The organism is Streptomyces sp. 2323.1, assembly GCF_900221035.1.
In the GTDB taxonomy this organism is placed as follows: Bacteria; Actinomycetota; Actinomycetes; order Streptomycetales; family Streptomycetaceae; genus Streptomyces; species Streptomyces sioyaensis.
The window spans coordinates 4,175,625-4,190,878 of sequence record NZ_LT907981.1 but is presented as its reverse complement, the minus strand read 5'-3'; the positions used below and the strand labels follow the sequence as shown (position 1 = coordinate 4,190,878).

Below are 15,254 nucleotides of genomic sequence, written 5' to 3'. Positions count from 1 at the left end.
TGGACCTCAGTGGTCCCCGGACGCCGTGATCAGGCATAGTAAAGGTGGTGACAGGGGCCGCCGGCCTGGCCGCCGATCGGCTCCCGTATCGCCCTGGCACGGGAATATCACCCGAGCCGGAGCCCCGGACCTGCCCGATTGGAGCGGGCAGGTCCGAGGGCGCCGGGGGGCGGACCCCGCGTCGGTGATCAGCTCAGGAGCTGCATCTACCGGAGCAGATGCAGGTGGTGCACGAGACGGAGCTGATCAACGTGACGGCAGCCCTCGCCGTCGAGCAGCGTCTCGTCCGGGTCTCGCTGATCTCCAGAGCGCCGGCATCCAGGCCCGTCAGGCCTTCCACGCCGACATCCTGACCGACGGCGGCAACAGTGCTCATGCCGTCCACCCCTCCTTTTCCTCAGCCGCTGGGCCCTCGGGCCTGCCAGATTGGAGCAGGCAGGACCGAAGGCCGCGGGGTCAGACCCCGCACAGCGACGTGGTTCAGGAGCTGCAGCTGCAGGTGCAGATGCAGGTGGTGCACGAAGCGGAGGAGACCATGGTCACGGACAGGTCCTCGCCGTCGAGGAGCGTCTCGTCCATGTACTCGCTGATCTCCAGGGCATCGACATCCAGGCCCGTCAGGCCCTCGACACCAATCTCCTGGCCGACGATGGCGGCAGTGCTCATGCCGTTCACCTTACCTTTCGGCAAATTTGCGGTCGCGTCGATCGCGCCGCACGCAGCCGGCCACGGAAAACTAAATTTGCAGCCGGCCCCCCGGGACTCTTGTCACCCGGCTGAGGCCGACCATAAGCATCGGGACTTCTGACGCACAAGGGGGCTATCCCGAACATGATGATGTGACGCACGCCACATCGACAAAATCCTCCGGCAGCCCCCAAGAAGATCACTTTGAGGTGTTAGATTCGCCTCGGTGATGCGTTACTTCACGTCGTTGATTTCGGACGCATTGGCACCTTGAAGCCCGGAGGGCATCGGTGCCACACTTGGGGGATCTGCAATGAAAGTAGCTAGTTGTTCAATACCGGACGACACGGCTCTCGCGCGATTCCGTGACAGCGGGAAATACACCCACGCCGAAGCAGCGGAATCATTAATTCCGGACCAGGAAAAGGTTGATGCGAGAGAGCTCGCCCGACTGGCCATGGACCGCCCCAGCCTGACACCGGAGCGGGCGTTCTGGCTGGTCGACCTCTGGATCCGCGTCCAGGCCCTGGTCTTCCGCCCTTTCGGGGTCAAGCCCAACACCATGCGCAGCACGCGGGACCAGCCGCTGCCCAAGGTGGGCGAACACCTCGGCCCCTACGAGGTGTTCGAGGCGAGCGAGCGCGAAGTGCTCCTCGGCGACATGGACAAGATGCTCGAACACCGGATGTCCTTCATCGTCGACGGCGGCAAGGCGTACATCGGTGTCGTGCTGCGCACCAGGAACAAGGCCGGCGAGGCCTACTGGAACCAGTTCCGCCACAACCAGACGCAGATCCTGCACTGGTCGCTCCGTCGCGGACTGTCCCGAGCACTCGGGGACGACGACTACGCGGCCGAAGCCCATTGAGGCAGCCGCGGACCGGTGGTGCCCCTTGCCGGGCGCGCCGCCGCCCGGCTCCGGCGAGAAGAGCACGATGTCGAGTTTGATCGAGACCGCCCATTGGATCGCCTGCGCCAGGGCAGCTGAATCGCTCCGTCCCGACCGGTTGTTCCAGGACCCGCTCGCGGTGGAGTTCGTCCGTCGCACCGAACCGGACCTCTACGCTCAGCTGCGGTCCGAACCGAGTTCCCGCTACGACGTCCTCGCCGTACGGACCACGTTCTTCGACGAGTGCCTGTTGCGTGCCGTGACCACCGGTCCGGCCCGGCAGGTCGTCGTGCTGGCCGCCGGCATGGACGGCCGGGCCTTCCGACTTCCCTGGCCACCGGGCGTCACCCTCTATGAAGTGGACCTGCCCGAGGCGGTCGAGGAGAAGGCCGCCTTCCTGTCCCGCACCTCCCTGACCGCCGACCGGTGTCACCGGGTCGCGGTCGGTGCCGACCTCAACGCCGACTGGTCGTCCGCGCTGGTCGACGCGGGGTTCCGCAGGGACCTCCCCACGGCGTGGCTGGCCGAGGGAGTGCTCTACTACCTGACCGAACCGCAGGTGAATGCGGTGGTCGACCGGGTGACCGAGCTCTCCGCCGCCGGCAGCGCCTGCTTCCTGGAGCAGGTCAACACCGACCTGTACCGCGCACCGTGGATGCAGGAGTGGCTGCGGAAGATGCGGGACGAGGGGCGTCCCTGGCGGTCCGGTGTGGCCGACCCCGAGGCGTGGCTCGCCGACCGGGGCTGGCATGCCGTCGTGCGGGAGCCCTGCGATCTGGCCGAGGCGGCAGGGCGGCTGGTCCCCAGGACACCCCCGCGCGGCACCCCCGGAGCAGCCCGTACCTGGCTGATCTCGGCCGACCTCGCGGACCCGGCACCCTCCGGGTGAGCACCCCTACAGCTGGAGTCTTTATGCGACCTCTGATCACCCAGCCGACACGGCAACGGTACGTCGCGATGGCAGAGGAGCTGGCGACGGCCTTCCGCGAGCGGGCTGCCGAGTACGACCGGAAGGCCGAGTTCCCGCACCGGAACATCGACGAGCTCCGGGACGCCGGCTATTTGGCCTTGACCGTCCCGCAGGAACTCGGCGGTCTGGGCGGCACCCTCGGCGACATGGCCCTGGCCCAGGAGCGGCTGGCCACCGGATGCGCCTCCACGGCGCTCGCCGTGAACATGCATCTCTCGATGGCCGGCCAGATGGCCAGAAACTGGCGGACCACGGGTGACGAGCGCGCCCGGCGGATGCTCATGGACATCGTCGACGGACGGGTGCTCCTCATGGGGGCCACCGCGGAGCCCGGGCACGCGCTCGTCCGGAGCACCGGGGCCAAAGCCCGCAAGGTGGCCGGCGGTTACCTGGTCACCGGGGACAAGACCTTCGGTACCGGCTCGGCCGTGATGACCCACATGACGTCGATGGCGGAGTACCGGGAACACCCGGACGGTCCGCACGTCCTGGTGTTCCGCATTCCCGCCGACAGCCCCGGCGTCCGTGTCCTGGACGGCACCTGGAACACCTCGGCCCTCCGGGCCACCCGCAGCGAGAACATCGAACTCCGCGACGTCATGGTGCCGGAGGAGAACGTCCTGACGAGCTTCCCCGTCGGCACACTGGACGGGTCGCTGCTGCAGACCGTGTGGGGCTGGGCCATGCCCACGTTCGCGGCGGTCTATCTCGGCGTGGCCGTCGGAGCGTTCGAGCAGTGCGTGCGGGACGTCCTGAGCCGTGGCTGGGAGGACCGGCCCTACGTGCGGGCGGAGATCAGCGAGTGCGAGGCCCTGCTCGAAACCTCCCGCGCACTCATCGAACGGACCACCCGCGAGGTCATGGGCAACGGCCTGTGGAACGACCTGAGCATCCAACAAGGCACGGCACGCGTCGTGTTGGCCAAGACCGTCGGCACCAACCACGCCGTGGAGATCGTCGACCGGGTGATCAGGATCATCGGCACGCCGGCGCTGCGGCCCGGCTCGCTGTACGAGCGGGCCCACCGGGACGTGCGGGCCGGGACCATGCATCCGTACAGCAACGCCGACGCATGTGACCTGATCGCCGCGACCACGCTCGGTGCCGAGGTGGCCCCGACACACCCGCCCCGTCTGGACCGGCTCGCCGAGCCGACTCCCGACGGCAATCCCTGATCAGTACACCGGAAGGCGACCACCCGTGGACCGAGAAGCCGCGCTGCACCTCATGGACCATTTCCTGGCGGCGTACAACGAAGGAGATCCGGAGCACTTGGACCGCTGTCTGCATCCGGACTACCGGCACCCCAACCCGGCGGTCGAGCGCGGTATCGAAGGGATGCGGGGGGCGGTCCGTCGCTGGGCGGCGTCGGTGGAGGATCTGCGGCTCACCCTGGACGACCTCGTCGTCGAGGGGGACAAGGTCGTCGCACGCATGACCTTCAGCGGCCGGCAGGTCGGCCCGATCCTGGACATCCCGCCGTCCGGCAAGCGCTTCTCGGTGGGGCTCATCGACATCTTCCTCGTCGAAGACGGCCTGTTCGCCCAGCACTGGGACGAGATGGACCTGCTCGGGCTGCATCGACAGCTCGGCGCGCTGCCGGCCTGACGGGCGAGGGGAGGAAGAGACGATGTGTGGAATCGCGGGCTGGGTGGCCTTCGAGCGGGACCCCGGCGCAGAGCGTGCCGCCGTGGAGGCGATGACGGACACCATGGCCTGCCGGGGCCCGGACGCCGGGGGCGTCTGGTACGGCAGCCACGTCGCCCTGGGGCACCGGCGGCTCGCCGTCATCGACCTCGTGGGCGGCGCGCAGCCCATGACCGCTGAGGAAGACGGCGAGGTTGCCGCCGTCATTTCCTACAGCGGAGAGGTCTACAACTTCGCCGAACTGCGGAATCAACTGCGCTCGGCCGGCCACTCGTTCCGGACCGCCAGCGACACCGAGGTCGTGCTCCGCGCCTACCTGGAATGGGGGACCGACTTCACCCGGCACCTCACCGGGATGTTCGCCTTCGCGCTCTGGGACGCACGCCGCCGGGAGCTGCTGCTGATCCGTGACCGGCTGGGCATCAAACCGCTCTACTACTACCCCACGCCGGACGGCGTGCTCTTCGGATCCGAGCCGAAGGCGATCCTGGCCCATCCCGAGGCACGGGCCAAGCTGAGCTCGGCCGGCCTGCGGGAGCTCATGACGTGGGTGAACACCCCGGGACACGCGATCTTCGACGGCATGTTCCAGGTGCGTCCAGGACACCTCGTCCGGGTCTCCCGCGGGAATCTCACCGAGACCGCCTACTGGGGTCTCCCGGCACGCCCGCACGACGATGACTTCGACACCACGGTCAGCCGGGTGCGTACCTTGCTGCAGACGGCCGTCACAGGACAGACCGTGGCGGACGTTCCGCTGTGTTCGTTGCTGTCGGGCGGCCTGGACTCCAGCTCCGTGGCGGCGTTCGCCGCGGAGGCGTTGCGGCCGAGCGGAAAACCCCCTCTCCAGTGCTTCTCGGTCGGCTTCGCCCCGTCCGGCCGCGAGGCGATGCCGGTTTCCGGTGGGTCCTCTCTCGCCGACGACGCCGGCTATGCGGCGAAACTGGCCGGCCACATCGGCGCCCAGCACGAATCCCTCGTGCTCGACGCGAAACTGCTGTCCGATCCCGCGGCCCGCGCCGCCGTGCTCCGTGCCCGCGACCTGCCACAGGGCCTCGCGGATATGGACACGTCCTTGTACCTGCTGTTCAAGTCGATCCGGCAGCGTTCCACGGTGGCGCTGTCCGGCGAAGGCGCCGATGAACTCTTCGGTGGCTACCCCTGGTTCCACGATGAGCAGGCGATCCGTGCTCAGACGTTCCCCTGGATGCACGCGGCCGGCGCCGGTGCCGCCCAAGGCCCGGCGTTCCTCGACCCCGCGCTGCCCGAACGTCTCTCACTGGACGAGTACCGCGCCGACAGTTACGCCGCAGCGGTCGCCGCCGTCCCCGTCCTGCCCGGGGAGCCGGAAGATGACCGGCGCATGCGCAGAGTCAACCACCTCTTCCTCACCCGCTTTCTTCCGATGCTCCTGGAGCGCAAGGACCGCATGAGCATGGCCGTGGGCCTGGAAGTGCGGGTGCCCTTCTGCGACCACTCCTTGGTGGAGTACGTCTTCAACGTTCCGTGGTCGATGAAGTCCTTCGACGGACGCGAGAAGAGCCTGCTGCGCTCGGCCATGGCCCCCGACCTCCCCGAGCCCATTCTCACCAGGAAGAAAGAGCCCTACCCGACGATTGCCGATCCGGCGTACGACCAGCTGCTCAAGGGCAGGCTGGGCGACCTCATGGACGATGCCGGGGCACCGGTGCGCGCGCTGATGGACGAGAAGAGCGCCGCGGCGGCCTTCACCACCGTGCAGAAGGCCTCTCCGGAGGAACTCCGCTTTCTGCGGGTCGGGTTCGAGTCACTGATAAAGATCAATGACTGGATGCGCGACTACCAGGTCGAACTCGCCGAATGACGCCGCACGCCGGGCCGACGTGCGCACGGCGGGGACCGCACCGCAAGGAAACAACGCCAACGAAAGGGGAGCGAGAGCGATGTCCGAGGAGACAGCGCGCCGGTTCGCCGGTGTCCGTCACCCGATCCACACGCACATATGGCCGCATCCGACGCCCAGGTACCTTGCGGTATTCGTCCACGGCTACGCCGACCATGCCGGCCGGTACGGACATCTGGCGAGCGCCCTGAACCGGCACGGCGCCGCGGTCTACGCTCCGGACCACATGGGAAGCGGGCGGTCGGACGGCGAACGCGCACTCGTAGCGGACTACGACGAACTCGTCGACGACGTCGGCACCGTCCTGGACCAGGCGCGCGGCGATCACCCGGGCCTCCCCGTCGTCATGATCGGGCACTCGATCGGCGGGATGGTGGCCGCCCGCTACGCGCAACGCCACCCCGACGACCTTTCCGCACTCGTCCTCGTCGCGCCCGTGCTCGGCTCCTGGCACACGGCCACGTCTCTCCTGGCCTTCGACGACATTCCCGAAATGCCGATGGACGTCGGCTCGGTGATGTCCCGGGACCCCGCCGAGGCAGCGCGTTACAACGAGGACCCGCTGATCTGGCACGGAGCCTTCGTGCGGAGAACCCTGGAGTCGGTCGTCACCTGCCTGGACCGGATCAACGACGGCGGAGGCCTGTCCTTCCTGCCGACCCTCTGGCTGCACGGCGACGCCGATCCCCTGGCCCAGCTCGAAGAGACCAGAAGCGGAATCGAAAAGATCCGCGGTTTCCACCTCACGGAACGGGTCTACGACGGAGCGCTGCACGGCATCTTCCACGACTCGGACCAGGACCGCGCCCTCGCCGATACGACAGCGTTCCTCGACGACGCCCTCACGGTACCTACGCACCCCTGAAGTCCGCCGGACAGCGGCACGATCATCGAGGAAGGAATGTCATGACGCGAGTCGCTGGCCCGGCACATCCCGAAGGCAAGCATCAGCTTTCCCTGAACGAGTTGCCGGCCGTCCCCCTCGCCAACCTTGAGGACATACTCCGGGAGTCACTTCACGGGGCGAATCGCTACCCCGACCCCTTCTCCCGCCAACTCACCGCAGCGATAGCCGACCTCTTCTCCGTACCGGATCACGAGGTGGTCGTGGGCCCCGGCTCCGCCGCGATCCTGCAGCACGTCATCCAGTGGGCGGCGCCCCGGCGTGGCGACGAGGTGATCTACGCCCGGCCGGCCTTCGACGCCTATCGCCTGGTCGTGAGCTCAGCGGGAGCCGAGCCCGTGGAAGTTCCGCTGAAGGAACACCGGCACGACCTGTCGAGGATGCTGGAAAGCATCACCCCCCACACCCGCGCTCTTGTGCTGTGCAATCCGCACAACCCCACCGGGACCGCAATCGACGCCGCCGCCATGCTCTCCTTCCTCCGCGAGGTCCCGGAGCACGTGGTCATCGTCCTGGACGAGGCGTACCACGAATTCGCCAGAGGCCAGGACACCCTCAACGGGCCGGAGGTGTATCACGACCTACCCAATATGGTGGTTCTGCGGTCCTTCTCGAAGGCATACGGGCTGGCCGGACTGCGCGTCGGTTTCGCACTTGCCCCGCAGGACATGGCACACACCTTGCGCAACAGGCTGTTGCCGTTTTCGGTGAGCACGATCGCGGAAGCCGCGGCACGAGCCGCCCTCGCGCGCAGGCCCGAGGTCCTTCGGCAGGTGGATCGCGTCATCGCCGAACGAGGCCGCCTCGTCGAAGGGCTTCGCCACCAAGGCTGGGACGTCGCGCCGTCCGCGGCGAACTTCTGCTGGCTGCCGCTGGGTTCCAGATCCCCTGCGTTCGCCGCGGCGGCAGCTCGACAGGGGATTCTCGTGCGGGCCGTCGGAGAGGAAGGCGTGCGCATCACGGTGGGCGAGCCGCAGGCAACTGACGCGTTGCTGCGATTCACTGCTCAATTCGCCGCAGAGTCGGCAGGGTTGGCGTCGGCGTGACCCCGACCCTCGGCTGACCCGATTCACGCAGCGCCATCAGCACGAGAGCGACGCAGGCCGCGCGCGTGCCGGTATTCGCGCGTGAGGATCTTCAGCACGGCGGGAACGGCGGGGCGGGCAGGGGCCTTCAAAAGCCCCGGGCCCTTGGCCCCGGCCGCTTTCGTGGTGGCCTCTTCCAGGGCTATCAGGGCCCGGACGAAGGGGCGGTTGGCGGGCGGCAGGAACCCGGTGACATGGCGGCTGGCGGCCAGGTCGGTGCGGGCCTGCTGGAGGAGGTGCCGCAGCAGCGCGCGGACTCCGGGGGTGTCCTGGGCCTGTATGAGGTCGGTACGGGTCACGCCGTGGCTCAGCAAGGTGTCCTGAGGGATGGTCAGCCTGTCGTCGGCCAGGTCTTCGGCGAGGTCATTGACGAAGTCGAGTCGCTGGCTGCCGTCTATGTAGGTGCGGCAGGCAGCGAGGTAGCCGGCGGGTTCGTCACCGGGCACGAGCAGGCCGGCGACCAGCATGAAAGCCGGCAGCGAGTAGGCGTCGAGGTAGCGCTGGTAGTCCGACTCCGTGGCGAAGCCCGTGCATTCGAGGTCGGTGGAAGCGGTGCGGAGAAAGGCCCTGACATGCCCGAGGAAGCGGGGGTGACAGGCGCCGGTGTGCAGGAGCGGGCGGATCACGGGGTGGTCGCTGGCGCCGATGGCGATGGCCTCGTTCACCTCTTCCTCCCATGCCGCGTAGGCGGCAGCGCGCTGGGGCAGCGGGCCGCGGTCGAGGAGGTTGTCGGTGTGGTGCATGAAGGCGGTGGCCGCGATCAGGTGGGGCGCCAGGGGACGCGGCAGGAGCAGAAGGACCGCGATATAGGCCGCGCGCTTGTAACGGGCTACCAGCGAACGCTGCCGGGTGAAGTCCTCGCGCAGCTGCGGGTCATGAATGCCCGCGGCATCCAGCCTGGTGGTCCACATACTCATCCGGCGTTCCTTTGTGGTGCGGGGGGGCAGTGCTACGCAAAGGTAGTGCTCTGCGCCACCGCAGGCACTTCACGGGCTGCCTCGCCCGCCCACCGCCACGCCGCCGGTCCGGCCCGGGGCCCGGGCCGGACCGGCGGCTCTCCCTAGTGCGCCTGGATCGACTCCAGCATGTTCAGCCGTGCGGCCTTGCGGGCCGGCCAGATGGCCGCGAGGACGCCGATCAACAGGGCCAGCGCGAGGAAGAGGCCGAGCTTGGCCCACGGCAGGGCCGTCTCGTACGTCGGCATCGACGAGGTCATCAGATGGCCGCCGGCCCACGCCAGGAAGGTGCCCGTGCCGATGCCGAGGAGCGCGCCGAACAGCGAGATCACCACGGACTCCAGGCGGACCATCTGCTTGATGCCGGAGCGGTCGAGTCCGATGGCACGCAGCATCCCGATCTCCCGGGTGCGTTCGATGACCGACAGGGCCAGGGTGTTGATCACACCGAGGACCGCGATGACGACGGCCATGCCGAGCAGCCCGTAGATCATGTTGAGGACGGTGGTGACGTTCTTGCGGGCTTCCTTGGTGATCTGTTCCGTGTTCTGGACCTTGAGCAGCGGGCTGTTGCCGAGCGCCGCGCGGAGGTCGCGCTCCAGTGAACCGGCCTTGCCGGGCTCGGCCTTGACCAGGATGCTGTCGATCTTGTGGGTGGTGGTGTACGGCAGGACGTCGTGCAGGGTGCCCAGCGCCTGGACCACCGCGGGGTTCGCCTCGTACACGGCGACGATCTTCAGCTTCTTCGTGGTCGGGTGCTGTCCGGGCTCGGTGGTGTCGGTGGCGGCGGCAAGCGTGTCGCCCACGCCGAACCCGTTCTTCTCGGCGAACTCGTCGGACACCGCGACAGTGCCGGCGCGGATGCCCTCCAGTGAACCCTCGCGGAACGTCAGGTCCGAGACCTTGGCAAAGGCTGCCGGGTCGGTACCGGCGATCCCGGCGAACTGACCGCGTACCTGGAAGTTTCCGCCGGTGAGGGGCGCGGCGGTGGCGACTCCCGGCACCTTGGCCACCTTGGCCGCGTCGGTGGGCGCGAGGCCGGTGTAGTTGCTGTTGCTGACCTGGTAGTCGGCGGAGGTGCCATGGGTCGCCTCCTCGTCCATGGCCTGCTGAGTGGAGTGTCCGCCGACGGTGAGACCGGTGATCAGGGTGAGTCCGATCATCAGGGCCGAGGCGGTGGCGGCGGTACGCCGCGGATTGCGCAGCGCGTTCTCCCTGGCGAGCTTGCCGCTGACGCCGAAGAAGCGGGTGGTGAACTTGCCGGTCAGGGTGATCAGGGGGCGGGAGAGCAGGGGGGCCAGGACGATCACGCCGCACAGGGTCAGTACGCCGCCGAGCATGGCGATCAGCAGGTTCGACTTGTCGGTGGTGTCGAGCGTGGCGACATAGCCCATGACCGCCATGCCGAGCCCGGTCAGGAGCGTGCCGAGCACATTGCGGACCAGCAGGGTGCGGGCGGGCGGCGCGACGCCGGCACTGCTGAGCACCTCGACCGGTGCGATCTTCGCGGCCTTGCGGGACGGCAGCCAGGCGGCCAGGACGGTCACCACGACGCCGACCGCCAACGACGCGAGCACGGCCTGGGGCGAAATGACCAGCGGGCCGTCGGGCAGCCCGGCGTCTCCGACATTGAGCAGCGGGTGCAGAGCGGTGGCGATCCCCAGGCCGAGCGCGAATCCGGCGGCGGAGGCCCCGAGCCCGACGAGGGCGGCCTCGATGAGGACGGAGCGTACGACCTGGCGGCGCGAGGCGCCCACCGCCCGCATCAGCGCGATCTCACGGCTGCGCTGGGCGACCAGCATGGTGAAGGTGTTGGCGATGATGAACACGCCGACGAACAGCGCGATGCCCGCGAAGGCCAGCAGCGTCTTGGTCAGGAACTCGGTGTCCGCGGTGATCTGCGCGGACTGTTTGGCGGCCAGGTCGGCGCCGCTGGTGGCCCTGGCCCCGTCGGCGGGGAGCAGGGCCTGCACCCGGGCGGTCAGCGCACGCTCGTCGGTGCCGGGCTGCGCCGCGACCGCGATCTCGTGGAACCGGCCCGGGGTGAGGAACAGTTTCTGCGCGGTCGTGGTGTCGAACAGCGCCAGCGTGCTGCCGGCCGCCACCCGCGGGTCGTCGGTGGTGACGATGCCGACCAGTTTCTTGGCCAGCGCGGGCCCGTCGGTGGCGAAGCGGACGCTGTCACCGATCCGATAGCCGGCCTTCTGCGCGGTCTTGGCGTCCAGGGCCAGCTCGCCACCGCCGGCGGGGGCCCGGCCCTCCTTCAGCGGGAAGCGGCTGTCCTTGCCGTCCTTGCCGGGCTGGTAGTTCGTGGCGAGGTGCTGTTCGGGGTTGTCGGCGTTGACCGGGCGGCCGTCCTTGGCGGCCAGGATGGCCTCACCGTTGACGGTGGGGCGTACGGCAGTGACTCCGGGCAGCGCGCGGATCTTGTGGGCAAGGGCGGTGTCGAGCACGGTGGTCGGCCTGGCCTGCCCGCCCTCGGCCGGGCCGCCGGCGGGTACGGACTCCGGTTCGGACATCTGCGCCTGCACGGCGACGGCGACGTCCTTGAGGCTGACGGCGGAGGCGTTGCGGAAGGCGTTGGCAGTGGTGTCGCCGAAGACGAGCGTGCCGGAGACGAAGGCGACGCCGAGCAGGACCGCGAGCGCGGTCATCATCAATCGGGCTTTGTGCGCAAGGACGTTGCGCAGGGCTGTACGCAGCATGTGGTGGTCCTGGAGGTGCGCGATACGGAATCGCGAGACGGATGAGGGGGCGCGGCGTGGGAGCCGGCGTCAGCTCGTGCGGCCCTTGGTGTCGAAGCGCCGCATCCGGTTGAGGACGTCTTCGGGCGTGGGGGCGGCAAGCTCGTCGATGAGGCGTCCGTCGGCGAGGAAGACGACACGGTCGGCGTAGGAGGCGGCCACCGGGTCATGGGTGACCATGACGACGGTCTGCCCGAGCTCGCGTACGGACTCCCGGAGGAAGCCCAGGACTTCGGCGCCGGAGCGGGAGTCGAGGTTGCCGGTCGGCTCGTCGGCGAAGATGATCTCCGGTCGGCTCGCCAGCGCGCGGGCCACGGCGACCCGCTGCTGCTGGCCGCCGGAGAGCTGTGCGGGGCGGTGCCGGAGCCGTCCGGACAGGCCGACGGTCGCTACGACCAGGTCCAGCCACTGCTGGTCGGGCTTGCGGCCGGCGATGTCCATCGGCAGCGTGATGTTCTCCAGGGCGCTCAGCGTGGGCAGCAGGTTGAACGCCTGGAAGATGAAGCCGATCTTGTCGCGGCGGAGCCGGGTGAGCTGCCGGTCGCCGAGGCGGGAGAGCTCGGTGTCGCCGATCCGGGCCGAGCCCGCCGAAATGGTGTCGAGACCTGCCATGCAGTGCATCAGGGTCGACTTGCCGGAGCCGGACGGACCCATGATCGCGGTGAACCGGCCGCGCCCGAACTCCACCGACACCGAGTCCAGCGCCACGACGCGGGTCTCGCCCTCGCCGTAGACCTTGCTCAGGTCGGCGGCACACGCGGCGGCCCCGGCGTGGGCCGGGGCCTGGGGAGTTGTGGGGGTGGTGGCTGCCTGCGACATGTCTACTCCTGGAAGGGGTGCTCGACTCGCTTCCATCGTGGTCGCGCAGGCGGCCGGATCCGTCGCTCTCAGGTGGGGGATCAACGGCCTGCCGAAGGGCGGAATCGCCGGGCGGGCGTAAGCCCCGAGGCAGACCCCGCCTCTGCCCAAAGGATGACCTCGCGGGTGCCTGAGGGATGACCTCCGCCTCGTCAGACGGCCCTTAGGCCCTGACGCGGTCCGCACCGCCCTGTGGGGTGGCCGTCCGGAAGGCGCGGGTCAGGTGGTGCTGGAGCCGGACGTGGCGGAACTGGTAGACCGCGCCGGCCTGCCGCAGCACGCCGCGCCGGTGGGCGTCCGCCAGGAAGGCGCTCACGTTCCAGGGCAGCCTCCCGGTCAGCGGCAGCCAGATGCGGGAGAGGGCCACCCACTGCCCCCAGGCGGTCATGCTGAGTGCGTACGCCAGCCCGCCCCCCAGACCGCCCACGAGCCCGAAGGCGACCCAGCTGGCGATGTTGAACCAGCCGCTCCAGTACAGCACCCCGCCCATGACCCCCAGGACGAGTGCGAGCACGAGCAGTTGGAAGAGCGCCGTCGTCCGGTTGGTGTGCAGCAGGTCAGGGGGGCTGACGACGGTTTCGATGTCGATGGGGCCTTCCAGCCCGGCCATCAGCACGTACGCGAGACCGGCCGACAGGCCGTACAGGAGCGCGGCGTTGAGGCCCTGGTCGAACCTGGTGGCGAGGAAGGCCGTGACCGCGCTCCCGGGCGAATCCCGCACCGCGACCACGAGCGCGAACTCCAGCGCGGCCATGAGCCAGGTCAGGGCCCCCAAGCCGAATCCGCCCGCGAGCCCGATCGCCATCCGAGGGGCGAACTCCTTGCGCATCTCCGTCACGCCGCCGAGCAGCCGTACGCGGACGCGCGACGGCTCACATGCCGCCTCCCCGTACCTGTACCCGTACACGATCCCGAAGGCCAGAGCGGACATGGAGGCGAACGAGAACCCGTTCACGAGCCCGTTCATGAGTCCCATCACGGGGCCGAACCCGAACGCGAACCAGGTCACGCCCCACATCACCAACCCGTCCACGAGCCCGAAGGCCAGACCGGCCACGAGCCCGATCACGCACCTGCGCGACGAAAGACTCAGGCTGTCGCCCAGCTGCCACCAGGCGAGATCGCGGGTGCCGGGACGGTCCGGGTGCGGGGCGAGGTCGCGGGTGCCGGGTCCGTCCACGTGCCGGGCGAGATCGCGGGTGCCGAGCCGGTCCAGGTGCTGGGCGAGGTAGCCGAGCCAGTGCAGGACGCGTGCACGGCGAGCGGGGGACTGATCCTGGTAGAGGGTGGGGACGAAGTTGTCCAAGAGGTGGTCTTCAAGCGCCTCCCGCGTGCCTAACGGGCTCTCCAGCAGCTCGGACGGCGTGCGGTCCGGGGTGTCGCTGTAGAGGATGCGGGCGAGCGCGACCATCAAGGGAGTCGTCAGCACCGCGGCGAGCGCGGCGCCGGCCGGGTCCTGCGGATGCTCGCGCAGGGACCTGAGGACGGGCTCCCACACGGTCGAGGTGGGCGTCGCCTTGCGAGCCGTGCGCGGCAGGTAGTGCTCCAGGTCGGCCGGGGAGAGGTCGGTCAGTTCGACGACCGCGGCAGCGGTGAGTGCCTTGGTGTGCTGCACGGCGGTGGCGTACTCGTCGCGACGGCTGGTCAGCAGCAGATGCATGGCCGCGTGGCCGTTGAGTTTCTCCAGCGCGCGGCGGTGGAGTCCGTCGGCGATCTCGTCGAAGCCGTCCAGGACGGGCAGGATGCGGTCACTTTCGACCAGCTCGGCAGCGAGCGTCGAGGCGCCGGGGCCGGGGCTCATCACCGCCAGTCCGGGGTAGTCACGCTCCAGTTGGCCGGTCATCCAGCGGCGCAGGGGCATGGCCGGGTCCCACGACGCGAGGCTGAAGATCACCGGCACAGGTTCGGCCGAGGCGGTCCGGGCCTTCAGCAGATCCAGGACGAACCGTATGGCCAGAATGGATTTCCCCGATCCCGCCCGGCCCAGCACCACCAGCCGTCCGGACGGGATCCGCCGGTACACGTCCACGATCTCGTGCAGTTGACCGGCCAGGGGCAGGGGGCCGGGGACGGGGAGCGCCCCGGGCCGGGCGGCGCAGATGTTGGACCAGTGGTCCATCAGCGCATCGGACGCCAGTTGCCAGCGGACCGGCAGCGGGATCGGATCCCGGACCTTGCGCTGTTCCTCCTCGTCCCGCCACTGCTTGCGGACCGACTCCGCGAGCCGGTCCGCGGCATCGTCCAAGGTGCCCTTGAACGTAGGGGGCATCCGGACGTCGTTGAACGTCACCTGTTTGATCACGTCGGCCATGAGCGCGTGGCCGTACGTGATCCCGCTCAGCTCGTTGTGTGTCCCGCCCGCGCGCAGTGCCGGCCGGCCCGCCGGTGCGCCGCCGCCGATTCGCCGGCGGCGCACCTCACGGACGACCAGCACCACCGCCAGAGCGAGGACGACGGCCCGGCCCCACGGCGCGTACCGGGCCGGGACCAGACCGTTCCCCGCCACCACGATGCCGCCGGCCAGCAGCAGCACCCGCACGACAGGCACCATCGCGCCGAGCGCCGCCGTGGCCGGTGACGGCCGTTTCATGCCGCTGCCCCTCCGCCGTGGAGCGCCGCCGGCCGGCCTTTC

General features: G+C 69.3%; 13 protein-coding genes. 7 read left to right on the top strand and 6 right to left on the bottom strand.

The window, feature by feature from the left end:
- Positions 1-193: 193 nt before the first annotated feature.
- Positions 194-376, bottom strand: coding sequence for a hypothetical protein (locus tag CPH93_RS17870; protein ID WP_159395022.1), 183 nt, complete (start codon positions 374-376; stop codon positions 194-196).
- A gap of 104 nt (positions 377-480) precedes the next feature.
- Complete coding sequence (locus CPH93_RS17865) at positions 481-666, bottom strand: thiocillin/thiostrepton family thiazolyl peptide (RefSeq protein ID WP_093484017.1); 186 nt, start codon at positions 664-666, stop codon at positions 481-483.
- Between the two features lie 334 nt (positions 667-1,000).
- On the opposite strand from CPH93_RS17865, the gene CPH93_RS17860 reads away from it, so the two are divergent.
- From CPH93_RS17860 to CPH93_RS17830, 7 genes are all read left to right on the top strand, one after another.
- A complete protein-coding gene (locus CPH93_RS17860; RefSeq protein ID WP_093484018.1) occupies positions 1,001-1,555 on the top strand; it encodes a DUF2867 domain-containing protein in 555 nt (184 codons plus the stop codon).
- A gap of 67 nt (positions 1,556-1,622) precedes the next feature.
- Positions 1,623-2,465: an SAM-dependent methyltransferase gene (locus CPH93_RS17855; protein WP_159395021.1), complete on the top strand. Its 843-nt coding sequence runs from the start codon at positions 1,623-1,625 to the stop codon at positions 2,463-2,465.
- Between the two features lie 68 nt (positions 2,466-2,533).
- A complete protein-coding gene (locus CPH93_RS17850) occupies positions 2,534-3,721 on the top strand; it encodes an acyl-CoA dehydrogenase family protein (protein ID WP_159395020.1) in 1,188 nt (395 codons plus the stop codon).
- Between the two features lie 25 nt (positions 3,722-3,746).
- On the top strand, positions 3,747-4,154 hold the full coding sequence (locus CPH93_RS17845) for an ester cyclase (RefSeq protein WP_096213437.1): 408 nt from the start codon (positions 3,747-3,749) through the stop codon (positions 4,152-4,154).
- Positions 4,155-4,176: 22 nt separating this feature from the next.
- Complete coding sequence (gene asnB / locus CPH93_RS17840; protein WP_096213436.1) at positions 4,177-6,036, top strand: asparagine synthase (glutamine-hydrolyzing); 1,860 nt, start codon at positions 4,177-4,179, stop codon at positions 6,034-6,036.
- Between the two features lie 79 nt (positions 6,037-6,115).
- A complete protein-coding gene (locus CPH93_RS17835; RefSeq protein ID WP_096213435.1) occupies positions 6,116-6,940 on the top strand; it encodes an alpha/beta hydrolase in 825 nt (274 codons plus the stop codon).
- A gap of 41 nt (positions 6,941-6,981) precedes the next feature.
- Entirely contained in the window at positions 6,982-8,025 is a 1,044-nt protein-coding gene (locus CPH93_RS17830) for a histidinol-phosphate transaminase (protein ID WP_093484024.1), read from the top strand.
- A 23-nt stretch (positions 8,026-8,048) separates the two neighbouring features.
- Here CPH93_RS17830 and CPH93_RS17825 read toward each other — a convergent pair whose 3' ends face one another.
- From CPH93_RS17825 to CPH93_RS17810, 4 genes are all read right to left on the bottom strand, one after another.
- Positions 8,049-8,981 carry a squalene/phytoene synthase family protein gene (locus CPH93_RS17825; RefSeq protein ID WP_096213434.1) on the bottom strand — a complete coding sequence of 311 codons (933 nt, stop codon included), beginning with the start codon at positions 8,979-8,981 and terminating at the stop codon, positions 8,049-8,051.
- A gap of 143 nt (positions 8,982-9,124) precedes the next feature.
- Positions 9,125-11,725, bottom strand: coding sequence for an ABC transporter permease (locus CPH93_RS17820; protein WP_096213433.1), 2,601 nt, complete (start codon positions 11,723-11,725; stop codon positions 9,125-9,127).
- Between the two features lie 69 nt (positions 11,726-11,794).
- Positions 11,795-12,583: an ABC transporter ATP-binding protein gene (locus CPH93_RS17815; protein WP_093484027.1), complete on the bottom strand. Its 789-nt coding sequence runs from the start codon at positions 12,581-12,583 to the stop codon at positions 11,795-11,797.
- 202 nt (positions 12,584-12,785) lie between these two features.
- Positions 12,786-15,212 (bottom strand): NACHT domain-containing protein, encoded by a 2,427-nt coding sequence (locus tag CPH93_RS17810; RefSeq protein WP_197708705.1) that lies wholly within the window; start codon positions 15,210-15,212, stop codon positions 12,786-12,788.
- Positions 15,213-15,254: the final 42 nt, after the last annotated feature.